We start from the raw sequence: 25,824 nt of genomic DNA, 5'->3' as shown, positions 1-25,824 counted from the left end.
GTGTGAAAGTAGGTCATCGCCAGGCTCTTATTGTGCAAAACCCCTCGACAGCGTGTGCTGCGAGGGGTTTTTGCTTTTTGGATTTTGATTTTTGTTGCAAGGTGGTTGGCGACATGCTATCGCTATCGGTGACATGCTGTCGGCCGTTGAACCGCGTGGTTCCGCCCTGCTGGGCGGGTCACTTTTTGTCCGAGCGACAAAAAGTAACCAAAAAGCGCGTCGCCTGAGCGGCTGGCTATCAATTCATCGGCGTGGGTGGTTCGGGGCGGTGGTGATTTCCGTTCGATGTGGCTGGTGGCTCGGACCTGCTACGCCAGGTGAGTTTGGGCTAGTGGCTGCGTCAATCCACTATTGAACGATCCCCATGCCGGGCGTAGGCCGCCTGCTGCCGGCGTCAACGCGGGAGCGCCTACGGCTGCGCTGCCCGCGCTCAGTATCGTAGGTCGAGGGCTCGGGCACGGAGTGCGTCGCTGCGCTCGCACAGCGCTGTCGTGAATGATGCCGGGCCCGAAGCTCAAGCGAGGACCTGAGTGGCAACCCGCCCTTTGGGCCGGCGCGCAGCGCAGCCGTAGGCGTTCCTATGTTGCCGCCCGCAGCAGGGGCCACGCCCAGCTCTGGGCTCGTTCAAACATCGCTTCTATCCCGAGCCACCGTGGCGCACCAGGGCGTCAGGCAGTCCTGCTCTGCAAGGAAGCGCAGCCCCGTACGGAAGCCCCGGCACACTACGATAAGAGTGTCCGCCCGCAGGGCCGTAAGTCAGTATGACTCCCGCCCAGGAGGGCGGAACCCAGCGGTTCAACGGCCGACAGCATGTCACCAACAGCCCTCAAGCCGCCTCAACCACCTGAATCTCCACCAGCAGTTTTTTCAGCTCAGGCACACAAGACCCACAATTGCCGCCAGCCTTGACGCAGGCAGTGATCTCCGCGGGCGTCTTCAGATCATGCTTGCGCACCGCATCGCAGATGGTGTTACGCCCTACGCCAAAGCAAGAGCACACCGTCGGCCCGGCATCTGCACCTTTCTCCATTGGCTGGCCTAGCAGCAGCCCGATACGATCCGTGTCCTCAAGCCGCTCACGGCCGAACAGGCCAGACAGCCAGGAACGCGACGGCAGTTCAGGCCGCGTCGACACATAGACGCAGGCTTCAAGCCGGTCATTGACGACGTAGCCAGCGTGGTAGACGCCCGCGGTACGGTCTTCGTATTCGAGCCAGTCAGCTTCCGGGTCCGTCACGCCGAGGAGTTCACGCGCCCACGCGGCACGGTCGGTAACGGCTTCACGGCCAGCAAATTCGTAGCGCTGGAACTGGCGGCCTTGCACGCGCGTCCAGTACGTCAGCGCTTCAGCCGGCATTTCGCCGCGGCTCAGCACGAACCCGTGCCAGCTGACACCAAACGGCTCCACCCGCACTGGCGTGTGCTTGAACTCGGGCTCGCCGGAAACCGGATCAACCACCGGATTGACCAGAGCGCCAACGCGCGCATCGGAACTGAACTGCCCATTCCAGTGAATCGGCACGAACACGCTGCCGCGCGGGATGCCGCCGCCATGACGCACACGCGCCACCATCGCGCCCCATCGGGTGCTGACCCGTGCCAGCTTGCCTTCCCCGACACCGCACAACAGCGCATCTTGCGGATGCATGTCGACAAAGGGTTCAGGCAAGTGGTCGGCCAGTCGTGCCGACTTGCCGGTGCGCGTCATGGTGTGCCACTGGTCACGCACGCGCCCGGTGTTGAGAATCAGCGGGAAATCGTCGTCCGGCGCATTGGCGGGCGCGCGCGTCGGCGTGGCGACAAAGCGGGCCAGCCCGTCTGCATGCGCAAAGCGGCCGTCGCCGAACAGTCGCTGCGAGTCAATCGCACCGTTGGCAGGAACCGGCCATTGGACCGGCTCCAGGCTGTCGTACTCAGCCTTGTCCAGGCCGGCCAGTCCGCCAATGTCAAACACGCGCGGCGCATCGTCGTTGCGCCAGGCACTCAGGCGAGCGTGCTCGTCAAAGATCTCGTGCGGCCCGGCATAGTCGAAGCCGGCAAAGCCCATGCGGCGTGCCACCTCGCACAGGATGTCCCAGTCGGCGCGCGCTTCGCCCGGTGCGGCCAGGAAGGCGCGCTGGCGCGAAATGCGGCGTTCCGAGTTGGTGACGGTGCCGTCCTTCTCGCCCCAGCCCAGCGCGGGCAGCAGCACGTGCGCCCCCGCGTTGGTGTCGGTGCGCTCGATGATGTCGCTGGCTACGACCAGTTCGCACCTGGCGAGTGCGCGGCGCACCTGGTCGGCGTCGGGCAGGCTGACCACGGGGTTGGTGGCGATCACCCACACCGCCTTGACGCGGCCGGATTCGATCGCATCGAACAGCTCCACCGCTTTCAACCCGGTGCGGTCCGCCATCACCGGCGACTGCCAGAAGCTCTGCACCACGTCGCGATGCAGCGGGTTGGCCAGTTCCATATGCGCGGCCAGCATGTTGGCCAGGCCGCCGACCTCGCGCCCGCCCATGGCATTGGGCTGACCAGTCAGCGAGAACGGGCCCATGCCGGGCCGACCGATACGGCCGGTCAGCAGGTGGCAGTTGATGATGCTGTTGACCTTGTCGGTGCCGGCGGAGGACTGGTTGACACCTTGCGAGAACGCGGTCACGGTCTTTTCCGTGGCGGCGAACAGCGCATAGAAGTCCAGCACGTCCTGCACGCTGAGCTTGCAGGCGCGGGCGACGGCGACCGGGTCGGAGCAATCGACATCGGCCGCCTGCAGGGCTTCGTCGAATCCCGAAGTGCTTGCGCCGATAAAGGCTGCATCGGTATGGCCTTCGCGCGCCAGGTAGCTGAGCAGGCCATTGAACAGCCAGACGTCGGTACCGGGACGAACCGCCAGATGCAGGTCGGCCAGTTCGCAAGTGGCAGTGCGGCGCGGGTCGATCGCGACGATCTTCATCGCGGGGCGGGCTTCCTTGGCCTTGGACAGGCGCTGGAACAGGATCGGGTGGCACCACGCGGTATTGGAACCCACCAGCACCACCAGGTCGGCCAGTTCCAGGTCTTCATAGCTGCCCGGCACCAGGTCTTCGCCAAAGGCGCGCTTGTGGCCGGCAACGGCCGACGACATGCACAGGCGTGAGTTGGTGTCGATATTGGCGCTGCCGATGAAGCCCTTCATCAGCTTGTTGGCGACGTAGTAGTCCTCGGTCAGCAACTGGCCCGAGACATAGAGTGCGACCGAGTCGGGGCCATGGCGGCGGATGATGTCGCTGAAGCCCTGCGCCACGGTATCGAGAGCACGGTCCCATGACACCTGCTGCAGCTGGCCGTCGGCATCGCGCAGCTTGGGATGGAGCAGGCGGCCTTCCAGGTCCACGGTTTCGCCAAGAGCCGAGCCCTTGACGCAGAGCCGGCCCTGGTTGGACGGATGCTGCGCGTCGCCCTCGACCTCGACCTGGCCGTCGGCGCGCACCGTGGCACGCACGCCGCAGCCGACGCCGCAGTATGGGCAGGTCGTGGCGGTGGTAGTGGTCAGGGTTGCAGATACAACCGGGATGTCGGACAGGTTCACGCGTTCTCCGTGCGGGGGGCGTTATATAGCTTTGGCAATGCTCAGGCAGCGAGCGCTTCGCACTGCGCCTTGCCGAACAGCAGGCGCTGGCGCAGCGCGCCAACTGGCGTGCGGCGCTGGATCATGTCGAAATACCAGGGCCCGTCCTGCACATCGCCATACAGCACGGCGCCGACCAGGCAACCGTCCTGCAGCACCAGGCGCTTGTAGACGCCGCGGCGTGCGTCGCGCAGCACCAGGTCTTCGGAGCCTTCCGCGCCGATGAAATCGCCGGCGGAATACAGGTCGACGCCGGTCACTTTCAGTTTAGTCGCGGTGGCCTGCTGCACGTAGCGGCGATGGCCGGCACCGGCGAGATGGGCTGCGCATACGCGCGCCTGGTCCCAGATCGGCGCGACCAGCCCGAATGTGGCCTGGCGATGCTGGACGCACTCGCCAACCGCATAGATGCGCGGATCGTAGGTCTGCAGCGTGTCATCGACGACGATGGCGCGTTCGCAGTGCAGGCCTGCGCCGGCGGCGAGTTCGATGTTGGGGCGCACGCCTGCGGTCATCACCACCAGGTCGGCAGGAATTTCGCTGCCGTCCTTGAAGCGCACGCCAGTGACGCGCTCGGTGCCGAGAATCTCCGCAGTCTGCGCGCTCAGCAGGAAACGCAGGCCCTTGCGTTCCAGCGCGCCCTGGAGCAGCGTGGCGGCGGGCTTGTCGAGCTGGCGTTCCATCAGGCTGTCGGCCAGGTGCACCACGGTCACATCCATGCCCTGGCGCAACAGGCCATTGGCCGCTTCCAGTCCGAGCAGACCGCCGCCGATCACCACCGCGTGGCGGTGATTGCGGGCGGCATGCAGCATGGTCTCGACGTCCTGGATGTCGCGGAACGCGATCACGCCTTCGAGCTGGTGGCCCGGCACCGGAATGATGAACGGCTTTGAGCCGGTGGCCAGCAGCAGGCGGTCATAGCGCACCTCGCGTCCCGACGCGGAACGCACCACGCGGCGCGGACGGTCGATCGATACGACGGGATCGCCGGCGAGCAGCTCGATGCCGTTCTCTTCGTACCACTCGCGCGTGTTGAGCATGATGTCCGCCACCGTCTTCTCGCCAGCCAGTACCGGCGACAGCAGGATACGGTTGTAGTTGCCGTGCGGCTCGGCGCCGAACACCGTGATGTCGTACAGGTCCGGGGCGAGCCTGAGCAGCTCCTCGACGGTGCGCATGCCGGCCATGCCGTTGCCGACGACGACCAGGCGCGGACGGGCCTGGGTGGAATCGGACGGCGTCATGCCGGCATCTCCGGGGCTGGGCGTGAAGGCGGTGGTAAGCATCGGGGGCGCGACGAAAGAGGTGGATTAAAGGATCAGGCGGCGAGTTCTTCCTCGGCCTCGCGCATCGCCACGCTGCTGGCGGCAACCCATACCTTGCCGTCGTAGACGCGCGCGCCGTAGGCGTTGACCGACTGCTCCGGCGCTTCCAGGCATTCGCCGGAGCGCAGGTCGAAGTGGTGCTTGTAGATGGGCGATGCCACCACCAGGCGTTCGCCCAGGTTGCCCACCAGCCCGCGCGACAGCACCGCCGCCTGCGAGTTGGGATCGAAGTTATCGATGGCGTAGACCTCTTCGCCACGGCCGATGCGGAACACGGCGATCTGCTTGTCGTCGACCAGCGCGCACACACCAGTATTGGGCACGATATCGCGAACGGTGCAGACCGCGGTCCAGGTTTCGGGCTGGTGGGGATGGCTCATCACGTTCTCCTTGAATGCTTGCACGATCAGGCTGCTTTTGCGGGCACGGCGACCACGGGAATGTGGCCCAGCCGGGAACGCTGCAATTTCCGTTCCTCCGGCGTGGCCGGGCGGATCTGGCCGCGCTCTTCGATGAAGACCAGGTTGTCGTCGCGGCGATCGCTGTTGACGAAATGGCGGAAGCGCTTGCGGGTCTCGGGATCGGTCACGGCCTTCTTCCACTCGTCTTCATAGGTGTCGACCACGTGCTGCATCTCGGTCTCCAGCTCGGCGGCAATGCCGAGCTTGTCGTCGAGCACCACGGCCTTCAGGTAGTCCAGGCCGCCTTCGAGGTTGTCGCGCCAGACGCTGGTGCGCTGCAGGCGGTCGGCGGTGCGCACGTAGAACATCAGAAAGCGGTCGATGTAGCGCACCAGCGTGTCGTGGTCGAGGTCGCTGGCCAGCAGCTCGGCGTGGCGCGGCTTCATGCCGCCGTTGCCGCACACGTACAGGTTCCAGCCCTTCTCGGTGGCGATCACGCCGACGTCCTTGCCTTGCGCCTCGGCGCATTCGCGCGTGCAGCCGGATACGCCGAACTTGATCTTGTGCGGCGCGCGCAGGCCCTTGTAGCGATTCTCCAGCTCGACGGCGAGGCCGACCGAGTCGCCCACGCCATAGCGGCACCAGGTCGAGCCCACGCACGATTTCACCGTGCGCAGCGCCTTGCCGTAGGCATGGCCCGATTCAAAGCCCGCGGCGATCAGCTCTTCCCAGATAAAGGGCAGTTCCTCGGCGCGCGCGCCGAACAGGTCGACGCGCTGGCCGCCGGTGATCTTGGTGTACAGGCCGTACTTCTTGGCAACCTGGCCGACGGCGATCAGGCCTTCGGGCGTGACTTCGCCGCCCGGCATGCGCGGCACCACCGAGTAGGTGCCGTCCTTCTGGATGTTGGCCAGGTAGTAGTCGTTGGAGTCCTGCAGGCTGGCGTGCTCTTCCTTCAGCACGAACTCGTTCCAGCACGAGGCCAGGATGCTGCCCACCGCCGGCTTGCAGATGTCGCAGCCCATGCCGCTGCCGTGCGCTTCCAGCAGCGCGTCGAAAGTCTTGAACTTGCCCACGCGCACCAGGTGATAGAGCTCCTGGCGCGAAAACGGGAAGTGCTCGCAGATGTGGTTGTTGACCGCCATCCCTTGCTTCTTCATCTCCGCCTTCATGATCTGCGTGACCAGCGGCACGCAGCCGCCGCAGGCGGTGCCGGCCTTGGTGCAGCTCTTGAGCGCGCCGATGCTGGTGGCGCCGTCGCACACGGCGCCGCAGATCTCGCCCTTGGAGACGTTGTTGCAGGAGCAGATCTGCGCGGTGTCGGGCAGGGCGTCGGCGCCCAGCGCCGGTTTGGCCTTGCCGCTGCTGTCCGGCAGGATCAGGAATTCCGGCGATTCGGGCAGTTCGATCCTGTTGAGCATCATCTGCAGCAGCGTGCCGTACTCGCTGGCATCGCCGATCAGCACGCCGCCGAGCAGGTACTTGCCGCAATCGGACACCACCAGCTTCTTGTAGACCTCCTTGCGGTCATCGCTGAACTGGTAGATGCGCGCGCCCGGCACGGCGCCGTGCGGGTCGCCGATGCTGGCCACGTCCACGCCCATCAGCTTGAGCTTGGTGCTCATGTCGGCGCCGCCGAACTCGGCCGCCTCGCCGCGCAGGTGGCGCGCGGCCACGCGGGCCATGTCGTAGCCCGGGGCCACCAGGCCGTAGATCTTGCCGTCCCACAGCGCGCATTCGCCGATGGCGTAGATGTCCGGGTCGGAGGTGCGGCAGTTGTTGTCGACCGAGATGCCCCCGCGCGCACCGACTTCCAGGCCGCTGGCGCGTGCCAGTTCGTCGCGCGGGCGGATGCCGGCCGAGAACACGATCATGTCGGTGTCGAGGTGCGTGCCGTCGGCGAACACCATGCGATGGGTGCCGTCCTCGCCGTCCACGATCTCGACGGTGTTCTTGCCGGTGTGCGCGGTCACGCCCAGGCCAGCGATCTTCTGGCGCAGCATGCGGCCGCCGCCTTCATCGACCTGCACCGCCATCAGGCGCGGCGCGAATTCCACCACATGCGTCTGCAGGCCCATGTCGCGCAGCGCCTTGGCACATTCCAGGCCGAGCAGGCCGCCGCCGACGACCACGCCGGTCTTCGAGCGCGCGCCGCATTCCTGCATCGCTTCCAGATCTTCGATGGTGCGATAGACGAAGCAGTCCTTGCGGTCCTTGCCCGGCACCGGCGGCACGAACGGGTACGAACCGGTGGCGAGGATCAGCTTGTCATAGGACAGGGTCTCGCCGGTGGATACCTTGACCGTGCGCGCGGCGCGGTCGATCTCGACCGCACGGGCGTTCAGGCGCAGCAGCATGTTGTTGTGCTGCTCGAAGAAGCCCGCCGGCACCAGCGACAGGTCTTCCGCCGACTTGCCGGAGAAGAACTCGGACAGGTGCACGCGATCGTAGGCGGGACGCGGTTCTTCGCACAGGACGGTCACTTCCAGGTTTTCCGCACCGGCTTCCGCCAGCGATTCCAGGAACTTGTGACCTACCATGCCGTGGCCGACGATGATCAGTTTCATGATGCTTTCCTTGTCCGGTAGTCAGTCTTTGCTGCTTGTGGTGCTTGTAGTGCTGTGGGGCGATTGAAATTCAGTTGGCCAGCGCGCTGTCGTACAGCGCCTGTTCGCGGGCCTTGTGCTCGGCGCTGAAGCGGATGGCGATGGCGCAGACGGCGGCGATGGTGGCCAGCACGCCCAGCACCGTCAGCGTCTGCTGCACGTTGCCCAGGCCCTTGAGCAGGAAGCCCGCAGCCACCGCGCCAACGTTGCCGCCCGCGCCGATGATCCCGGCCACGCCGCCGAGCGCCTTGCGATCGATAAAGGGCACCAGGGCGTAGGTCGCGCCGCAGGCCATGTGGGTGAACAGGCCGAACAGCAGCATCGCGGCCACGGCCATGGCCACATTGCCGGCCTGCGCGAACCACAGCAGGCCCAGGCCTTCGCCCATGATCAGCACGAACAGCAGCGTGGTACGCGCATCCAGGCCGCGGCGGCGCGCCGCCTTGTCCGACAGCCAGCCGCCCAGTGCGCGGGCGAACAGCGCCAGCAAGCCAAAGCTTGCGGCTGCCATGCCAGCGGCCTTCAGGCTCAGGCCGAACTGGTCGACGTAGTACATGGCGGCGATGTTGTGGATGAAGATCTCCACGCCGAAGCACGCGCCGTAGGTGATGAACAGCAGCCACACGCGGTAGTTGGCGCTGGCGGCGCGGAAGCTGGCCCAGCCGCCTCCCTTGCCACCGTCCTTGCCGCTGATCTCGATGCCCTGGGCACGCAGGTCAGAGTAATTGCCTTCGGGGCAGTCCTGGGTGAAGCGGTAGTACACGACGGCCATGATCAGCATCAGCACGCCCGGCACCAGCAGCGCGATGCGCCAGCCGAAGGCGTGGTCCGCACCGATCATCAGCACCGCGGCCAGCAGCAGCGGCATGAGGGCCTGCGCGGCGCCGCCGCCGGCGTTGCCCCAGCCGGCCGAGGCCGCATTGGCGGTGCCTACCACGTTGGGCGCGAACATCACCGAGGTGTGGTACTGCGTGATCACGAAGCTGGCACCGACCGCGCCGATCAGCAGGCGGAACACCAGGAAGGTCTCGTAGTTCTGCGCCAGCGCCACGCCCAGCACGGGCAGCGCCCCCAGCGCCAGCAGGCCCGTATAGGTCTTGCGCGGGCCGAAGCGGTCGCACATCGGGCCGATCACCAGCCTCACCAGGATGGTCACGGCCACTGCCGCGATATTGATATTGGCAATCTGGCCCGGGGTCAGCCCGAATTCGCCCTTGAGTACCGGCATCAGCGGCGCGCAGGCAAACCACGCGAAGAAACAGACGAAAAACGCCATCCAGGTCAGGTGGAAGGCGCGCATCTGCGGGGTGCTCAAGCTCAGCAGCTCGATGCGGGTGGCTTTGCCGGTCATCGTCACTTGCTCCAAGAAAAACAAATGGCGTCCCGCGAGCCGACCCATCGATGATCTGATGAGCCGGTTCAGGGGACGCCGTTGTCCTGACAGCCGCTACCTGGGATAGCCGCTGCGTATGTGGGGTGGGCCGGTCGCCGTTGACGGGCCCGGACCACATTACGCAAGGGGTGTGCCAGAGCGTGAAGTGACGGCGGGTGGGGCTTTGAAGCGTGGGGTGGCGTCGGCGGCAAGTCGCGATGCGCTGTGCTGGGGCGGTTTGCGGATCGCCGGCACAGTCATGGTGCAGTGCAGTGTGCCGCGCCGGTGCGGCGCAGCAAGGGACGCAAGCGGATTATGGCTCGCCTTCGGTGCGGCGGGGACCGACGGGGACGATCTGCATGTCGCGCGGAGACACCAGCTCACCGTCCTCATCGACCAGCGCCGCGCGCACCAGCTTGCCGCTAGCCTGCGAGCGAATCTGCACCGGGCCTTCGCCGCAGGACGTCATGTGGCTGTCGCCCCACTGCATCAGGCCGATCAGCACCGGCAACAACTCGACGGCGGCGCGGGTTGGGCGGTACTCGAAGCGCTCGCGCTCGCCTGGCTCGCGGTAGCCGACCTTGCGCAGCAGGCCGGCTTCGGTCAGCGTCTTGAGCCGCGCGGACAGCACGGCCGGGGAGCATTCGAGCCGACGCAGGAAATCGTCGAAGCGCGTGACGCCGTGGAAGACGTCCCGCAAGATAAGAATCGTCCACTTCTCGCCGATCAGCGAAAGCGTGGCGGCGATCGAGCATTGACGGAGAGCGGACGCAGTGGCGTTCATCATGCCGGCAGCTTAGCACGCTGACTTCATTTGCAAAAGTCAGGTTATTGCCTATACTCTGGCTACGGATAATGTATTCAGGGGTTGTGGCATGACAGGCAGGACCGGATCGACGACAGAGCAAGCCGCCAGCGAACCGCCGGCAGAAACCTGGCCCGCGGGCCGGGGCGTGCAACTGACCATGCGCCGCACCCGCGACCAGGATCGCGGCGCGCTGCGGACCATGGTCGATGGGCTGTCGCGTGAAAGCCGCTACTTCCGCTTCCTCACCGGCGGGCGCGTGGTCGACGAGGTCGTCGATGCGCTGGCCAGCCCGGCGCCGGGCAGCATGGCTCTGGTGGTGGTCGCACCTGACGCGCAAGGAACGCCGGCGATCGTCGCCAGCGCCGAATACGTGGTGGCCGGCCGCGTTGCCGAATTTGCGGTGGTCGTCGCCGATGGCTGGCAAGGGCAGGGACTGGGCCGGCGCCTGATCACGAGGTTGCGCGACCATGCCCGCGCGGCTGGATTGCGCGCCATGCGCGGCGACGTGCTCAGCGAGAACCGCCGCATGCTGGCGATCCTGCGGGGCCTGGGCTTCAGCAGCCGCCGCAATCCGGAGGACAGTTTCCTGCACGAAGTCTCGATGACGCTGCGAGAGGAAGCCGGCAGCAGCCAGCAGCTGCCGGCAGACTGGTTCGGCGCGTACTGAGCGCTACGCCAGGTCACGGCCGGCGTCGCGCTTGCCGCGCGCAGTCGCCGTGCAACCGACCGAAGCAATGATGATGCTGGCGATCGCCAGCCACTGCAGCGGGCTCAGCTGTTCATGCAGGAACACCAGCCCCGCCAGCGCACCCATTGCCGGCTCCATGCTCAGCAGGATGCCGAAGGTGCGCCGGTGCAGGCGCTTGAGCGCCACCATTTCCAGCGAATAGGGAATCGCGCTGGACAGCACGCCCACCGCCAGCCCCGCCAGCAGCAGCGGCGGGCTGAGCAGCGCGCTGCCGGCGTGCGCCACGCCAAATGGCAATACCACCAGCGCCGCCATGGTCAGCCCCAGCGAGGTGGCCTGGCCGCCATGCGCATTGCCGGCCTTCTGCCCGAACACGATATAGAGCGCCCAGCCCACGCCGGCGGCCAATGCATAGCCGATGCCAACCGGGTCGAGCGTGCCGGCCGCCTCGCCGATCGGCAGCAACAGCAGCAGGCCGGTCACCGCGCATGCTATCCACAGGAAGTCGATGGCGCGCCGCGACGACATCACCGCCACTGCCAGCGGTCCGGTGAATTCGATGGCAATCGCCAGCCCCAGCGGTACTGTGCGCAGCGACATGTAGAACAGCAGGTTGGTCGCGCCGAGCGCCGCGCCATACAGCGCGATCGCCAGCGCATTGGCGCGCGTCAGGGGGATGCGCCACGGCCGCCATACGCACAGCAGGATCAGGGCCGAGAAACTGACCCGAAGCGCCGTGGTGCCTTGCGCGCCGAGCGCGTCGAACAGATGCTTGGCGAACGACGTGCCGACGCACAGCGAGGCCATCGAGCCGGTCAGGGCGAGAACGGCAATCAGGGTCGAGCTTTTTCCGGAGGCGGTGTGCGGCAATTGGAATCCTGGGGGAATGCTCGCGTCTGGTGCGCGATGCAGCCGCATCATGCGGCAAGTCCCGCCAGGGCGCCATATACAGGTTTCGGTGCGCGGCGCTGTACAGTTGTTCCAGTTGTTCCGGCCTGCCCGTGCTCAATGGCTGTGCGCAGGCGCCTTGCGCCGCTTGCCCGGCTTGCGCGCGCATTCCGGGCAACGCCCCAGCAGCGTCAGTTCGTGGTGCTCGACCTCGAATCCCGGCGGCGTGATGTCTTCCAGGTGCCCCGGGCACCCCTCCAGCGGAAACACGCGGTCGCAAGACAGGCACTGGAAGTAGTGCCGGTGATGCCGGTGCGTGACCGTTTCTCCCGGGTGGTCGGCCAGTTCGTAGCGGTCCGGCTGTCCGGGCAGTTCGACAGCATGCAGCTGCGCATCCTCCAGCAACGCCCGGATATTGCGATAGACGGTGGCGAGTCCCAGCGACGGCACCTCGCGCTGTGCCGCCTGCAGGATTTCCGCCGGGCTCAGCGGCCGGCCGGCTTCCTTCAGCGCTGCCAGCACAGCGCCGCGTTGACGGGTCATGCGTTCCATGACTAAAATCTTAATGAGAACAGATTATCATTAAAGCGCGTGCCGGTGCCAGCCGCCACGCGCTGCTCTTACGGGGTGCCAGACATCATGCTGCTTTCGCAGCCTATTATTGCCGGGCGCAGCCGCATCGCCGGTCACGCCGCGCCGACGCGGCCGCTTGCCGCGCTGCTGCTGGCGTGGTCCGCATTGGCAGATGCCGCCGATGCAACCGATGCCGCCAAGGCCTCCACTTCGCCCGATATTACGCTGCCGACGGTCTCGGTGGTCGGCACCGCATCATACAACCCGCCCGACGCCACCGGTGCCACCCGCACCGACACGCCACTGCGCGAGATCCCGCAATCCGTGCGCGTGGTGCCGCGTGCCATGCTCGACGATATCGGCGCGACCCGTTTCGACCAGACCTTCGACTATGTCAGCGGCGTGGCGCGCCAGAACAATTTCGGCGGCCTGTGGGACAACTTCGCCATGCGCGGCTTTACCGGCAACGAGAATACCGGCGCCGGCTACCTCGTCAACGGCTTTGCCGCCAACCGCGGCTATGCCGCGCCGATGGACGCGGCCACCATTGATCGCGTAGAGGTGCTCAAGGGACCTACCTCATCGCTGTACGGCACCAGCGAGCCCGGCGGCACGTTTAACGTCGTGACGCGCCAGCCGCAGTTCCGGCCGGCGCAGGTCTATTCGATGGAGCTGGGCACGCGCGACGGCTACCGCGCAAGCGCGGACATCACCGGCCCGCTGGGCGAGAGCGTGGCAGGCAGGCTGATCGCCGTGGCCGACCACCAGGGCAGCACGCGCGACTACATCCAGAGCCAGCGCTACCTGGTGGCGCCGTCGTTCACATTGGCGCTGGGCAGCGACACCATCCTGCAGTACGCGGCGGAATTTCAGCGTTACACCACGCCGATGGACCGCGGCGTGGTCGCGGTCGATGGCCAGCTTGGACGGATCCCGCGCTCGCGCTTCCTGGGTGAGCCTGGCGACGGCGACATGCGGATCGACAGCCAGTCGCACCAGCTCAGCGTTGAGCACCAGTTCTCGGACAACTGGAAAGGGCGGCTCGCACTGTCGTACCGCGGCGGCGCGCTGAGCGGGCATTCGAGCGAGGCGACGTCGCTGGCCGCCGATGGCCGCACGCTGTGGCGCCAGCATCGCTACCGCGATTTCCAGTCGGACGATGTCTCGCTGCAGGCCAGCGTGACCGGCAAGTTCACGACCGGTCCGATCGGGCACGAACTGCTGCTGGGCGTGGACGCCTACCGCTTCGGCAACACCATGGCGATCCTGCGCAAGAGCCCGACTACCGCGGCGCCTTACGCGATCGATATCTACGATCCGGTCTATGGCCAGCCGGCACCGCCCATGCCGTGGAACACGGACACGTACGAGCGCCAGCGCAATGTCGGCGCCTATGTGCAGGACCAGCTCAACCTGGGCGAGCGCTGGCGCGTGCTGGCCGGCGCGCGTTTCGACGCGTTCGACCAGTCGCTGGACAACCACCTGAGTGGTACCCGCACCACGCAGCACCAGAACGCCGTGTCGCCGCGCGTGGGCGTGAGCTATCTCGCCAGCGACAATCTCTCGCTGTTTGCCAACGCCAGCCAGTCGTTCCGTCCCAATGCCGGCACGGATGCCGCGGGCCAGCCGTTTGACCCGGAGCGCGGCCGCGCCGTCGAGGCGGGCGTCAAGTTCGACAGCGACGACCGCCGCACCGGCGCCACGCTGGCGGTGTTCGAGATCCGCAAGCGCAATGTGCTGGCCACCGACCCGGCTGACCCGTCGTTCTACATTGCCGCCGGCGAAGCCCGTAGCCGCGGCGTGGAACTCGATGTGGCGGGGCAGGTGGGCAAGCACTGGCGCATCTCGGGCAGCTTTGCACTGACCGATGCCGAGATCACGCAGGATACGCGCCTCGCCCCGGGTACGCCGCTGACCAATGTGCCGCGCACCAGCGGCAGCCTGCTGACAGTCTATGAAGACGCCGCGCCGGTGGGCCAGCGCTATGGCATCGGCGCGGGCTTGCGCTACACGGGGCGGCGATCGGGCGATGTGCGCGATTCGTTCTCGCTGCCCGCCTACGTGGTGGTGGATTTGCACGGCTATTGGCAGTACAGCCGCCAGGTGCGCGTCACGTTCAACGTGGGCAACCTGTTCGACAAGACTTACTACGCCAGTTCGTACAGCAGCTTGTGGATTGCGCCAGGCGCGGGCCGCAGCGCGCGGGTCGGCTTGCAGCTTAGCTATTGATCCTGCACGGGCCTTGGCCCGTTGCCATTGTTTTTGCCGCGGGCCGCACGGCCGGCTCCCCCGCCGGCCACGGTCTCTTGATGCACTGCATGGACGCGTCATCGCGATTCATCGGCAACGCGCATGGACTCCCCCCATGTTCGCGTGGCAGGTCGCACGGATGGCGTGGCGGTCTCGCGGCGCTCTTATTCCGCCAATCCGGCCGTGTCCTTCAGCGAGGCGCGGCGGCTACCGGCGCCGGCGCCGGCGCTTGCGCCCGCGGCGCGGCCGGTGCCGCCGGTCCGGGTGGCGCAGGGCGGGCGCCATTGCCCGTGTTGTCCGTCACCTCCCGCCAGCCGCCGCCAAGCGCCTTGTACAGCGATACCCGGCTGGTCAGCCCGGCGAGCTTGTACGTGACCAGCGACTGTTGCGCGGCATAGAGCTGGCGCTGCGCATCGAAGACGCCGAAGTAGTCATCGACCCCGTTCTTGAAGCGCATCTCCGACAGCCGCCGGGTTTCGCTGGTTTCGCGCACCAGCGCTTCCTGCGCCTTGACCTGGCGCTCGTAGGTCGCGCGCGCCGCCATGCTGTCGGCCACTTCGCGGAAGGCGGTCTGGATGGTCTTCTCGTAATTTGCCACGTTGATGTCCTTGCGCACGTTGGCGGCATCCAGCCCGGCACGATTGCGCCCGGCGTCAAAGATCGGCACCGTCAGCTGCGGCGCGAACAACCAGGCCATGCCGCCGGAGAACAGCCCAGCCAGGCTGGTGCTGGCCACGCCCAGCGCGCCGGTCAGCGAGATGCGGGGGAAGAACGCCGCGCGCGCGGCGCCGATATTGGCGTTGGCGGCCTTGAGCCGGTGTTCTGCGTCGAGGATGTCGGGGCGCCGCTCCAGCAGGCTCGATGGCAGCCCCTCCGGGAACTCTTGCATCAGCGTGCGCGGATCGAGCGCATCTGCCGCCGCGCCCGCAGCCGGGTTGCCACCCCCCGCGATCGACTTCGGCAACTGGGTGCCGACCAGCAGCGCCAGCGCGTTCTCGTCCTGCGCCACCTGCCGCGTGTACTGTTCCACGCCGACCTGTGCGGTTTGCACCTGGGTTTGCGCGCGATGCTGGTCCAGTTGCGCCATCGCGCCCGCCTGGCGTCCGCGCAGCACCATCTCAGCCGCTTGCTGCTGCGTCTTCAGGGTGTCCTGCGACAGCCGCAGCAGCTCGCGGTCCGCGCGCAGCGTCAGGTAGGCGTTGGCAACCTCGGCCACCAGCGCGATCTGCGCGCTGCGGCGGGCTTCCTCGGTGGCCAGGTATTGCTCCAGCGCCGCATGCTTGAGGCTGCGCACCCGGCCGAAGAAATCGAGTTCGAATGCGGTAAAGCCGATGCCGGCGTTGTAGGTGGTGATCTGCTGCGACTGGCCCGGCGCGCGCACCTGCGACGACAGGCGTTGCGACACCAGGCCGGCATTGGCCTCGACCGTCGGGAACTGCGCCGCGCGTTCGATCTGGTAGAGCGCGCGGGCTTCGTCGATAGAAAGCGTGGCTATGCGCAGGTCGCGGTTGTTCGCCAGCGAGAGTTCGATCAGCTGGCGCAGTTGCGGGTCGACGAAGACATCGCGCCAGCCGAGATCGGCGGCGGAGGGTCCGGGCGGCTGCGCCGGCCGGGCAGGCTGGCCAGGCTGGCCAGGCTGGCCGGCAGCGGTGCGGGCCTGCGGCGTGCGATAGGCGGCGCCATCCGGAAACGCCGAGGGAATCGGCGCGTCTGGCCGTTGGTATTGTGGCTCCAGCGTGCAGGCTGCCAGCGCCAGCGACAGCGCCAACACCGAGGTGCGGGGCAGCAGGCGTGGTGTGCGGAAGGAGTGGCGGCTCAGGCTTGGCATGAAGGATTCCCGGAGAGTCAGTGAAAGGTGGTCATTGTTCAGCCCAGCAGCGCGCGCCGCATGAAGCGCGAGATCGCCAGGCGCGGCTGGCCCTGGCGGGCGATGTTGTGTGCGGGATCGCTGAACAGCAGGCGGATCAGGCTGTGACGCGCGGCCATGTCGGCATGCAGCGCGATGCCGAGCAACTGTTGCTCGCGCCGTACCACGCGGCACGGAATCCAGCCGGTCTGCGCCAGCCACACCGCGCCCTCGGCGCCAGGCTGGAAGGCAGCAGCAAGCGGCGTGGTCACGGCCACGCCGTTGCAGGACAGGTCGCGCGTGGTGACGCGGTATTCGCGCCCGCCAACGCGCAGCAAGGCCGCGGCGCGATGCGGGAACCTCTCTTCCTTGCGCGGCCGCGGCAGCTCCACGCAGACCAGGAATGAAGCCAGGTACAGCATCAGCGCCACGCCGGTCCATACCGTATTGAAGGCCAGCCCCTGCGCATCGGCATCAACCACCAGCGCGCGGCCCAGCCCCAGCGCCGATAACGCCAGCAGGCCCGCGTACAGTGCCGCGAACTTGCCATGGATCACCAGCTTCGAACGGTCCAGCCCCTTGTTGGTGACCTTGAACGGCCGCCCGAACGGCTTGAACATCGCGCTGACCAGCGACGCCGTGACTGCCAGCGACGCGACGATCTGCGTGACTTCGGTAAAGATCGGCAGCGCGCGCTGGCCGGTGATCCAGATGCTGTAAGCCCAGTACGCGACCAGCGCGGGCAGGCCATAGGCCAGGAACTGCAGCGGCTCGCCGTACAGCGTGGAGACGCCGAAATACCAGTACAGCAGCGGACCCGCCAGCAGCATCAGCGTGAATGGCCGCGACATCCAGTGCAGCAGCCCATGCACGTAATGCAGCCGCTGCACCGCGGTGTAGCCGCGGCCGCGCAGCGGCCCGTCGGCGGTCAGTGCCACCTGCACCGTGCCCAGCCCCCAGCGGCTGCGCTGGCTGATGTACTCGGGCAGCCCTTCGGCGGACAGTCCCACGCTGAGCCGCTCGTTGAGCCAGCGCGTGATGTAGCCGTGCCGCAGCAGCCGATAGGTCAGGTGGATGTCTTCGGTGACGGTGCCGGTGGGGAAGCCGCCGATCTGCTCGATCAGGTCGCGCCGCACCACGAACGAGGTGCCGATGCAGAACGCCGTGCCCCATGCATCCTTGGCCGGCTGCATTACGTCGAAGAACGCGCGCTGCTCGTCGACCCAGCACTCGGTGGCCCGCAGGTTGTACTGGATCGGGTCGGCGTTGTAGTAGAACTGGGGCGTCTGGACCACGCCCACACGCGGGTCGCCGAACAGGCCCACGGTGCGCAGCAGGATGTTGCGGTGGGGCGCGAAGTCGGCGTCCAGCACCAGAATGTAGGGCGCGCCGCCGGCTTCGGCGCTGTAGCGCAGGCCGTTGTTGAGATTGCCGGCCTTGGCGTGGGCATTGTCGGGACGGGTCACGTAGTACGCGCCTACGCGGCCGCAGAATTCGCGCAGCCAGTCACGGCGCGTGTCGTCGAGCACCCAGACACGGAAATCGGGATAGTCGATCGCCAGCGCCGCAACGATGGTCTTTTCCAGGATGTCCAGACCTTCGTTGTAGGTGGCGATGAAGATGTCCACGCGCGGCACGTGCGCGGCGCGGCGCAGCGCGGATTCGCCGGCATCGGCCGCGGGCGAATGGTTGCTGTTGCGGCCGAGCACCACGATCGACAGCAGCGTGTAGGCCAGCGTCATGCACTCGAATGCGAAGAAAACATGCGCCCATGCGCTGGCGAAGGTCGGCTGCCATGGGGGCAGCGTCTCGCGCACGCGCCAGGTCAGGTAGACCATCAGCAGCAGGAAGGTGATGCCGCCGAACAGCATGCGATCAGCCGGCCGCTCCTGGCGGCACAGCAGCGTCAGCAGCACCATCGCCAGCAGCACGCCGCCGTTGATGGCCAGCAGCGACTGGTTCTCGAGGAAGAGGGTGAACATCGTCACTCCTTGCCAGGGGCGTTGGGGGTGTTGGCATTGGCCGCGGCAATGGCTGGCGGCGGACACGACGGGTCCAGGCAGCCGCCGGGACGGAACGGATTCCAGCGCGCTGCCGCCAGCACGGCCCACGCGGTGGCGCCAAGGTGCGGCAGATGGAAGTAGTAGAAGTCTTCTGTGGTCGAGGTGGGCCCGATCGACAGTCCCGTGCTGATGCGCGCATCGGGCGTGGCGTAGAGCATGCCCGAGGGAGCGCGTTGCGACAGCAGCAGCGGCCACAACGGCTGGGCCTGTTGCGCGCGGCCAGCGGCCTGCAGTACCAGCGCGGCCTGGCCGGTGCCCTCGGTCCAGATGCCGTCCGGGCTGGCCTTGAAGCCATAGCCCGCGCCGGCGCGATGGCGTGCGTCGACCCAGCCCAGCGCGCGGTACCAGTCCTGCGGCGGATCGGGCAACGCGATCAGCGGCCACAGCACGGCATCGAGCGCGGACGGGCCCGCATTGAGGGCGCGGCCGTCGTCTTTCGTGCCGATCACGAAGCGGCCCTCGCGCGGCTGCCACATGGCATTGACAAAGCCGCGCGATCGCGCGGCGCCGTCGCGCCAGCGCGGGTCGTTGCGCCGGCTGGCGAGCCAGCTGAAGGCGGCATAGGTATCGACGTTGTGCTCGGTCGACTTCCAGCCCTGGCGGATCTGCTTGGGCTCGTGGCCGAAGAAGCCGCCGGTATAGGCCGCGGGCGCGCCGGTATCGGGCACGCTCGCATGGACCCAGCCCATCAGTGCCGCGGCGCCGTCCAGGTAGCGCGCGTCGCGCGTGGCTTCGTGCACGGCCAGCAACAGCAGCGCGGCCCAGGCGACGTTGCCGGTGGCGGTGCCGGCCTGGTAGGCGTCCTCGAACCAGCGCTTGCTGGGCTCGTCCCACCAGCCGGGCAACGGTGTTGGTCCGGCGGGCAGCGGGCCGGCGCGATAGGCGTTGCGCAGCCGCGCATCGCGATAGTGGCGATCCTGCCGGCTGGCCTGCAGCACGGCGTCGGCGACGCGGCGCGCTTCGGCGGGGCGCCTGCACGCGACCAGCGCGATGCCCGCCAGCGCATTGTCATAGACGAAAGCGGCGTTGCGCAGCGCCGGCGCCAGCGGCTCGCCGCCCGGCGCGGGCTCGTAGCTGGCGAGGAATACCGGGCCGGTGCCGGCTTCACGGCCGACCCGCTCTGCCAGTGCCTTGCAGCCCTCGGCCAGCAGGGTTTGCTGCGGCGCCTGCGCTTGCGCTTGTGCGGTCGACGGGGCGAGCGCCAGCGCTGCTGGCATCAACAGCGCGGCGGCGAGCCGGCGCATGCGCGGTGGGGACAACGGTGGTCGGATCATGCTCGTCTCCGTGGTGTCCGTTCGGGTACGTTCAGAACGGTCAGGTCCGTCAGGTCCGTTCAGGTCGGCGGGCTCAGGTCAGCGATGCCCGCAGCTGCCCCAGCCAGCTTTGATCCAGCGTCACGCGCGCCCAGCGGCCCATGCCGCAGTGGCCGGAGGTCGCCGGCGCGGTACCGCCCGCACTGGCCGTGGTCGCCGAAGCGGCTGCATTCGGCTTGTTCGGCAGCTTGCCCAGCGGCCGGTCGAGCTTGGCGATGACGTAGATCTCGTTCTTTTCGATCGGCGGGAATGGCACAAAGTAGCGCGCCTGGTCGCCGTCGGGGGCGCGCGGCAGGATCTCCGCCACCGATGCCGGCAGCGCCGCGGGCAGCCCGTCGACATGCACGTTCAGGCGCGCACCCGGCAACAGGTTGTCGCTGAGACTGCGCGGGAACACTGCCACCACGCGCGTCTGCGCGCAGTTGCTGGCGCGCGCCAGCGTGGCGCCCGCTGCCACGCGCATGCCGGGCTGCGCGATCAGGTCTTCGATGGTGCCGGGCTCGGTCGCGCGGATCTCCAGGTTGGACAGCCGGTCAATGCGCTGCTGCTCGGTAGCGAGCAGTTCGTCGACTGACTTGCCGTACGCGTCGAGTTGCTCCAGCTCGGCGGTCAGCTGCGCGGATTCGGCGCTCAGCGCCTGGCGCCGTTGCGACAGCGATGCGCTGGGGCCGTCCGCCGACGACGCATAGACCTTGTTGCGCGAGGCTTCGCTTTCGCCGACGGCGCTGTCCAGCTCGGCTTTCACCGCGGCCTTGGCGTTGGTCAGCATCGACAACTGGTAGCGCGAAGCATTGGTGTAGGCCTCGCTCACCGCGCCTGCCCACTGCATGTTCTGGTTGCGATTGACGATCTCCTGCTGCTGGTCCTCCTGCGCGGTGGCCGACGCCAGCCGTGCCTGCAGCGCACGCACGCGCGTCGCATGCTCGCGCTGCGCGGCGCTGTTGTAGCGCTGCAGGTCCTGCTCGGTGGCGCCCATCAGCCGGCGATTCGATTCCAGCCGTGCCCGCGCGGAATCGTAGCGCTGCTGCGTATCGAGCTTCTTGCCGGTCAGCTCGACCAGCAGCGAACGGTCGATGTTCGGGTTCTGCACCACCATCAGCGGCTGGTTGGCGATGAAGGCCTGGCCCGCTGCCACCTTCTGCTGCATGACGATCCCTTCGACCGGCGAGGTCACCAGGCTGACGGGACTGTTGATCACCGCACGCTCCGATGAACGCGTAAACACATTTGGAAACATCATCGTCAGCACCGCCCACACGATGAACAGCACCACGCCATAGCCGGCCATGCGCGGCACGATATGCCACAGTGGTACGGCCACGGGATGCTGGCGCTGCACCAGGCCGTCGCCATTCGGCTGGGGCCGCGACGCCGGAGCCAGAGTGTGGCGCGGGGGCCGCGGAGGCTGCGGGGAAGAGGGGGACGGTGGGTTGTTGCGCTGGTCGGCCATGGTCTTTGTTCTCCGGCAAGCAAGTCAAAAGCATCCCTCCCGGCTGCAGGCACCGCATGCCGGACGAGCAAATTCGCAGGCAAGCGCGTGCCGTCGCGCAAGGGCTGTCGCGCGATGCCCGGCCTGCAAGTCCCCAATTCAGCTTGTTGTCTGCAGCACGCGCGCTGCGGCAGTCAGCCGCGGCGGCGCACCTTGCATCGGACCTCGGTCCGGTCCGTGGATTTGCCCGTTCTGTTTCGGGCAGCGTTGAACCATGGCCATCGCTGCTGCGGGCAGCAACGATGGCCACGATGTGGCAGCCTGTTGACGCGAGGAATCATTGACTCAGGCCGCCGCGCGTGAGTTAAGGCTAGTCAGTTGCCCCCTGGCTTGCTGTAAGAATGTGTAAGGGCAGGTCGTAGTCCAGCTTAATACGGCCTTAATACTGACAGTTGCCAATGGAGGGCGCGACGGCTGCAGGGCGAGAGCAGGGATCGTTGCCTGGCGCGGGCTGCAGAATTTCGGACAGGCGCTGACTGATCGCTTGCCAGGCGTTACGCGTGGTCATCCGCAGCAAGCGGTGGGGCGACTTGTTCCAGCGGAAGGCGTTCGGCATCGATGCCAAAACGCAACGCCAGCAGGCCGGCGACGATGACCAGTGCCGCACCGAGGCCATAGCCCGCGGCCACGGCTTCGCGGCTGCCGCTCTCGATCAGCGCGCCCAGCAACAGTGGCGCGATAAACCCGCCGGAGCCGGTACCTACGGCGTAGAACACCGAGATCGCCAGGGCGCGCATTTCCAGCGGGAACACTTCGCTGGCGGTGAGATAAGCGGAACTCGCTGCCGCCGAAGCCAGGAAGAACACTGCCGACCAGCACAGCGCCTGCGCGCGCGCATCGAGCCAGCCTTCGACGAAGGCCCAGCCGGTCAGCGCCAGCCCGATGCCGGCCAGTACATAGGTCGCGGCGATCATGCGACGGCGTCCGATATGGTCGAATAGCGGACCCAGCAGGAAGGGGCCGGCGGCATTGCCAAGTGCGAACGGAAAGATGTATAGCGCCACTCTCGCTTCCGGCACGTGGTAGAAGCGCGTCAGCACCAGCGCATAGGTGAAGAAGATGGCGTTGTAGAAGAACGCCTGCGCCACCATCAGCGCCAGCGTGATCGTGCTGCGCTGGCGATAGCGCCGCAGCAGCAGGCGCATGACCTCGCCCACGCCGGGGGCGGCGCGCCGGCGCATCGCGACCGCGGCGCAATCGGATGCGACCGGCGGCAGCGGCCCATGGCTCGCGCGCACCTCGGCCTCGATCGCGGCGACCACGCGCTCGGCTTCTTCCAGGCGCCCATGCGTGGCCAGCCAGCGCGGGCTCTCGGGCACGTGCCGGCGCACCAGCACGATCGCCACCGCCAGCAGCGCGCCCAGCGCAAAGCAGGCGCGCCAGCCCCACACCGGCCCGAGCACGCGTGCATCGAGCAGCAGCAGGCTCAGGCCCGCGCCCAATGCCGCGCCGAACCAGAAGCTGCCGTTGATCGCCAGGTTGACGCGCCCGCGCACGCGCGCGGGGATCAGTTCGTCGATGGCGGAATTGATTGCCGCGTATTCGCCGCCTATGCCCAGCCCGGTCAGGAAGCGGCAGGCGGCAAAGAAGGCAAAGCCCGGCGCGAACGCGGTGGCCAGCGTCGCAAGCATATAGACCGCCAGCGTAGCCAGGAACAGCCGCTTGCGTCCGAGCCGGTCGGCCATGCGGCCGAACACCAGCGCCCCGATGACCGCGCCGAGTATGTAGAGCGAACCGGTCCAGCCGACCTGCGTCGCGCTCAGCCCCAGCGTGTCCGGACGCTCCAGCACGGCGCCGACCGAGCCCACCAGCGTGACCTCGAGCCCGTCGAGCACCCAGGCAATGCCCAGCGCGATGGTGACGCGCCAGTGCCAGCGCGACCACGGCAGGCGGTCCAGCCGCCCCGGGATGTCGGTGCGGAATGCGGTATCGAGCGGAAGGGTGGCGAGCGCGCTATCGGCTGGCGTTGCGTTCGGCATTGCCAAGGGTCTGTTCCCATATATGGGAACAGACCCTAGTATAGGCGCCGCGGCGCGCGGCTTCAGCGGTACAGCACCGTGGGCAGCCAGAGGCCGATGCCGGGGAAGACGTACAGCAGCACCAGCGCGATCAGCTGGATGCCCATGAACGGCAGCATGCCGAGGAAGATCTGGTTCAGCGTCACGTGCGGCGGCGCCACGCCCTTCAGGTAGAACGCGGCCATCGCCACCGGCGGCGACAGGAACGCGGTCTGCAGGTTCAGCGCCACCAGCAGGCCGAAGAACAGCGGATCGATGCCGAAGTTGTCCAGCAGCGGGATGAAGATCGGCATGAAGATGATGATGATCTCGGTCCATTCCAGCGGCCACCCGAGCAGGAAGATGATGACCTGCGCCAGGATCATGAACTGCACCGGCGACAGGTTCAGCGACAGCACCCACTGCTCGACCAGCGCCTGTCCACCCAGCAGCGCGAACGCCGCCGAGAAGATCGACGAGCCCACGAACAGCCAGCACACCATGGCGCTGGTTTTGGCTGTCAGCAGCACCGATTCCTTGACCACGCGGAAATTGAGCTGGCGATAGGCGGCTGCCAGCAGCGCGCCCCCCAGCGATCCCACCGCCGCCGCTTCTGTCGGCGTGGCCAGCCCGAATACGATCGATCCCAGCACCGCCAGGATCAGCAGCGCCAGCGGGAAGAACGACGCCAGCAGCATCTTGAAGATTTCCAGCCGGGCCAGGCTGAAGCGCCAATAGAAGTAGGCCAGCAGCACCACGACCACCCCTGTCGTGATCCAGAACCAGCGCGGTGTCGGCGTGGCCGCGCTTGCAGCCAGTGCCGGCAGTGCATCGGCTTGTGCGGCCGGTGTTGCAGCGGGTGTTGCGGGCGGCGTCGCGCCTGGTGCCGCTGTGCCCGCGGGCGCGTCTGGCGCCGGCAGCGGCGATTCTTCCGGCGGCGCCTGCAGGTCATCCAGTGGTGCGCTGCCTTCCTCGGCGCCGCCAAGCGCCAGCGGCGCTTCCACCGCGACGCTGGCGGCCGGCGCGGTCACCGCCTCGTACAACGTGCCCATGATCACCGCCACGGCCAGCGCGGGCAGCAGGACGATGCCCAATTGGCGGGCGAACGCGGCGGTGGATACGTCTGCATTGCGCGGGCCCTTGAACGCGCGCAGCATGCCGGCGCCGAAGGCGGGCAGTGCGCGTACCGCGCCGCCGGCCTGCAGCGTGCTGGCCAGCGCCGGCAGCGGCACCGCACGTTCGCCCTCGGGCAGCGGCGGCGCCAGCGACGGCTTGAGCTTGGCGATGACCAGGATGTAGAGGATGTAGAGCGCGGTCAGCATCAGCCCCGGGAAGAAGGCACCGGCATAGAGCTGCACCACCGATACGCCCGCCGTGGCGCCATACACGATCAGCAGCACCGACGGCGGAATCAGGATGCCCAGGCACCCGCCGGCAGTGACCGCGCCGGCCGACAGCGCCGTGCTGTAGCCCGCGCGCAGCATCGCGGGAAACGCCAGCAGCCCCATCAGCGTGACCACCGCGCCGACAATGCCGGTGGCGGTCGCGAAGATCGCGCAGGTCACCAGCGTGGCCACTGCCAGCGAGCCGGGAATCCAGGCCAGCGCCAGGTGCAGGCTGCGAAACAGCTTCTCGATCAGGTTGGAGCGCTCGACCAGGTAGCCCATGAAGACGAACAGCGGGATCGAGATCAGCACGTCATTGGTCATGACGGCATAGGCCCGCTGCACCATCAGGTCCAGCGTCTGCTGCACCGCGATCTCGGGATTGGCGTGGCGATAGGCCAGCCATGAGAACAGCACGCCCATGCCCATCAGCGTGAATGCGGTAGGAAAGCCCAGCATGATCGCCACCACGATCAGCGCGAGCATCAGCAGCCCGAGGTGCCCGTTGGTCCAGTCGCCAGGCGCCGGCATGAACCAGATCACGGCGCCGACAATCAGTGCCATCAGCGTCACGCCGAACCAGAGTTCCTTTCTCATCGCGCGGCGTCCTCGTGGTGGGGTGGCGGGGGCGTTTCGACCAGCTCGGCCGTGGGCGTGCCTTGCACCATTTCCTTGAGCTTGTCGACGTCCACTTCCTCGACATCGCCTTCGCGCGGGGGCCATTGCCCGCGCTGCAGGCACAGCACGCAGCGGATGGTCTCGGCCACTCCCTGCAGCAGCAACAGCGCGCCGGCAATCGGGATGACCGCCTTGAACGGGTAGATCGGCGGCCCGTCCGCCGCGATCGACGAATGCTCGTTCTGCGCCAGCGAGACCTCGAAGAAATCGATGCCAGCCCAGGCCAGTGCGATCACGCCGGGAAAAAAGAAGGCCAGGTACAGCACCAGGTCGATCGCCGCCTGCATGCGCGGCGACAGGAAGCCATACAGGATATCGCCGCGCACGTGCCCGCGCTTGGCCAGCGTGTAGGCGCCGGCAAGCATGAACAGCGTGCCATACAGCATGTTGCTGGCATCGAATACCCAGGCGTGCGGCGCGCCGAGCGCGTAGCGCGAGAACACCTCGTAACTGATCATCAGCGTCAGCGCGATGATCAGCCACGAGCCGGCCTGGCCGACGAACGTGCTTATCCGGTCGATACCGAACAGCAGGCGCTGCACGATGGCCCCCC

18 protein-coding genes are annotated in these 25,824 nt (G+C 67.4%); 3 read left to right on the top strand and 15 right to left on the bottom strand.

Annotated features, from left to right (window positions below; genetic code table 11):
- Positions 1 to 227 (top strand): hypothetical protein (locus J8I82_RS12755; protein WP_209757888.1); only part of this gene is annotated, 227 nt, incomplete at its 5' end.
- Positions 228 to 826: 599 nt separating this feature from the next.
- On the opposite strand, the gene J8I82_RS12750 is transcribed toward J8I82_RS12755, so the two are convergent.
- The 6 genes from J8I82_RS12750 to J8I82_RS12725 all read right to left on the bottom strand — a co-directional run bounded on the left by J8I82_RS12750 (position 827) and on the right by J8I82_RS12725 (position 10,077).
- Entirely contained in the window at positions 827 to 3,550 is a 2,724-nt protein-coding gene (locus tag J8I82_RS12750) for a nitrate reductase (protein WP_209757886.1), read from the bottom strand.
- Between the two features lie 41 nt (positions 3,551 to 3,591).
- On the bottom strand, positions 3,592 to 4,833 hold the full coding sequence (locus J8I82_RS12745) for an NAD(P)/FAD-dependent oxidoreductase (protein ID WP_209757884.1): 1,242 nt from the start codon (positions 4,831 to 4,833) through the stop codon (positions 3,592 to 3,594).
- A 74-nt stretch (positions 4,834 to 4,907) separates the two neighbouring features.
- Entirely contained in the window at positions 4,908 to 5,294 is a 387-nt protein-coding gene (gene nirD / locus J8I82_RS12740) for a nitrite reductase small subunit NirD (protein WP_209757931.1), read from the bottom strand.
- Positions 5,295 to 5,320: 26 nt separating this feature from the next.
- A complete protein-coding gene (gene nirB, locus J8I82_RS12735; protein ID WP_209757882.1) occupies positions 5,321 to 7,882 on the bottom strand; it encodes a nitrite reductase large subunit NirB in 2,562 nt (853 codons plus the stop codon).
- A gap of 70 nt (positions 7,883 to 7,952) precedes the next feature.
- Complete coding sequence (locus J8I82_RS12730; RefSeq protein WP_209757874.1) at positions 7,953 to 9,272, bottom strand: MFS transporter; 1,320 nt, start codon at positions 9,270 to 9,272, stop codon at positions 7,953 to 7,955.
- A gap of 334 nt (positions 9,273 to 9,606) precedes the next feature.
- Positions 9,607 to 10,077 (bottom strand): winged helix-turn-helix transcriptional regulator, encoded by a 471-nt coding sequence (locus J8I82_RS12725; RefSeq protein WP_431831547.1) that lies wholly within the window; start codon positions 10,075 to 10,077, stop codon positions 9,607 to 9,609.
- Between the two features lie 91 nt (positions 10,078 to 10,168).
- On the opposite strand from J8I82_RS12725, the gene J8I82_RS12720 reads away from it, so the two are divergent.
- Positions 10,169 to 10,768 carry a GNAT family N-acetyltransferase gene (locus tag J8I82_RS12720; RefSeq protein WP_209757869.1) on the top strand — a complete coding sequence of 200 codons (600 nt, stop codon included), beginning with the start codon at positions 10,169 to 10,171 and terminating at the stop codon, positions 10,766 to 10,768.
- Between the two features lie 3 nt (positions 10,769 to 10,771).
- On the opposite strand, the gene J8I82_RS12715 is transcribed toward J8I82_RS12720, so the two are convergent.
- On the bottom strand, positions 10,772 to 11,596 hold the full coding sequence (locus J8I82_RS12715) for an EamA family transporter (RefSeq protein ID WP_431831546.1): 825 nt from the start codon (positions 11,594 to 11,596) through the stop codon (positions 10,772 to 10,774).
- Between the two features lie 198 nt (positions 11,597 to 11,794).
- A complete protein-coding gene (locus J8I82_RS12710) occupies positions 11,795 to 12,229 on the bottom strand; it encodes a Fur family transcriptional regulator (RefSeq protein WP_209757865.1) in 435 nt (144 codons plus the stop codon).
- Between the two features lie 87 nt (positions 12,230 to 12,316).
- Between J8I82_RS12710 and J8I82_RS12705 the strand changes: the two genes are divergently transcribed.
- Positions 12,317 to 14,479: a TonB-dependent siderophore receptor gene (locus tag J8I82_RS12705; protein ID WP_209757863.1), complete on the top strand. Its 2,163-nt coding sequence runs from the start codon at positions 12,317 to 12,319 to the stop codon at positions 14,477 to 14,479.
- A gap of 211 nt (positions 14,480 to 14,690) precedes the next feature.
- On the opposite strand, the gene J8I82_RS12700 is transcribed toward J8I82_RS12705, so the two are convergent.
- The 7 genes from J8I82_RS12700 to J8I82_RS12670 all read right to left on the bottom strand — a co-directional run bounded on the left by J8I82_RS12700 (position 14,691) and on the right by J8I82_RS12670 (position 25,813).
- Positions 14,691 to 16,328: an efflux transporter outer membrane subunit gene (locus J8I82_RS12700; protein ID WP_209757861.1), complete on the bottom strand. Its 1,638-nt coding sequence runs from the start codon at positions 16,326 to 16,328 to the stop codon at positions 14,691 to 14,693.
- Positions 16,329 to 16,366: 38 nt separating this feature from the next.
- Positions 16,367 to 18,328, bottom strand: a complete 1,962-nt coding sequence (locus tag J8I82_RS12695; RefSeq protein WP_209757859.1) for a glycosyltransferase family 2 protein — start codon at positions 18,326 to 18,328, stop codon at positions 16,367 to 16,369.
- Between the two features lie 2 nt (positions 18,329 to 18,330).
- A complete protein-coding gene (locus J8I82_RS12690; protein WP_431831544.1) occupies positions 18,331 to 19,683 on the bottom strand; it encodes a hypothetical protein in 1,353 nt (450 codons plus the stop codon).
- 73 nt (positions 19,684 to 19,756) lie between these two features.
- The gene (locus J8I82_RS12685) at positions 19,757 to 21,172 is read right to left on the bottom strand and encodes an HlyD family secretion protein (RefSeq protein ID WP_209757857.1); all 1,416 of its coding nucleotides are present in this window, start codon (positions 21,170 to 21,172) and stop codon (positions 19,757 to 19,759) included.
- A 533-nt stretch (positions 21,173 to 21,705) separates the two neighbouring features.
- Complete coding sequence (locus J8I82_RS12680) at positions 21,706 to 23,190, bottom strand: MFS transporter (RefSeq protein WP_209757855.1); 1,485 nt, start codon at positions 23,188 to 23,190, stop codon at positions 21,706 to 21,708.
- A gap of 62 nt (positions 23,191 to 23,252) precedes the next feature.
- Entirely contained in the window at positions 23,253 to 25,190 is a 1,938-nt protein-coding gene (locus tag J8I82_RS12675) for a TRAP transporter large permease (RefSeq protein ID WP_209757853.1), read from the bottom strand.
- Positions 25,187 to 25,813, bottom strand: coding sequence for a TRAP transporter small permease subunit (locus J8I82_RS12670; RefSeq protein WP_209757851.1), 627 nt, complete (start codon positions 25,811 to 25,813; stop codon positions 25,187 to 25,189). Before J8I82_RS12670 ends, J8I82_RS12675 begins: the two co-directional genes overlap by 4 nt.
- Positions 25,814 to 25,824: the final 11 nt, after the last annotated feature.

Source organism: Cupriavidus consociatus (assembly GCF_017814975.1).
GTDB classification, from domain to species: domain Bacteria; phylum Pseudomonadota; class Gammaproteobacteria; order Burkholderiales; family Burkholderiaceae; genus Cupriavidus; species Cupriavidus consociatus.
The sequence above is the reverse complement of the archived record's forward strand: the minus strand, read 5'-3'. Positions and strand labels throughout refer to the sequence as shown.

Coding starts and splice junctions, on each gene's coding strand:
- J8I82_RS12745 (WP_209757884.1), bottom strand. CDS start 4,833: ATGACGCCGTCCGATTCCACCCAGGCCCGTCCGCGCCTGGTCGTCGTC.
- nirD (WP_209757931.1), bottom strand. CDS start 5,294: ATGAGCCATCCCCACCAGCCCGAAACCTGGACCGCGGTCTGCACCGTT.
- nirB (WP_209757882.1), bottom strand. CDS start 7,882: ATGAAACTGATCATCGTCGGCCACGGCATGGTAGGTCACAAGTTCCTG.
- J8I82_RS12730 (WP_209757874.1), bottom strand. CDS start 9,272: ATGACCGGCAAAGCCACCCGCATCGAGCTGCTGAGCTTGAGCACCCCG.
- J8I82_RS12725 (WP_431831547.1), bottom strand. CDS start 10,077: ATGAACGCCACTGCGTCCGCTCTCCGTCAATGCTCGATCGCCGCCACG.
- J8I82_RS12720 (WP_209757869.1), top strand. CDS start 10,169: ATGACAGGCAGGACCGGATCGACGACAGAGCAAGCCGCCAGCGAACCG.
- J8I82_RS12715 (WP_431831546.1), bottom strand. CDS start 11,596: ATGGCCTCGCTGTGCGTCGGCACGTCGTTCGCCAAGCATCTGTTCGAC.
- J8I82_RS12710 (WP_209757865.1), bottom strand. CDS start 12,229: ATGGAACGCATGACCCGTCAACGCGGCGCTGTGCTGGCAGCGCTGAAG.
- J8I82_RS12705 (WP_209757863.1), top strand. CDS start 12,317: ATGCTGCTTTCGCAGCCTATTATTGCCGGGCGCAGCCGCATCGCCGGT.
- J8I82_RS12700 (WP_209757861.1), bottom strand. CDS start 16,328: ATGCCAAGCCTGAGCCGCCACTCCTTCCGCACACCACGCCTGCTGCCC.
- J8I82_RS12695 (WP_209757859.1), bottom strand. CDS start 18,328: ATGTTCACCCTCTTCCTCGAGAACCAGTCGCTGCTGGCCATCAACGGC.
- J8I82_RS12690 (WP_431831544.1), bottom strand. CDS start 19,683: ATGATCCGACCACCGTTGTCCCCACCGCGCATGCGCCGGCTCGCCGCC.
- J8I82_RS12685 (WP_209757857.1), bottom strand. CDS start 21,172: ATGGCCGACCAGCGCAACAACCCACCGTCCCCCTCTTCCCCGCAGCCT.
- J8I82_RS12680 (WP_209757855.1), bottom strand. CDS start 23,190: ATGCCGAACGCAACGCCAGCCGATAGCGCGCTCGCCACCCTTCCGCTC.
- J8I82_RS12675 (WP_209757853.1), bottom strand. CDS start 25,190: ATGAGAAAGGAACTCTGGTTCGGCGTGACGCTGATGGCACTGATTGTC.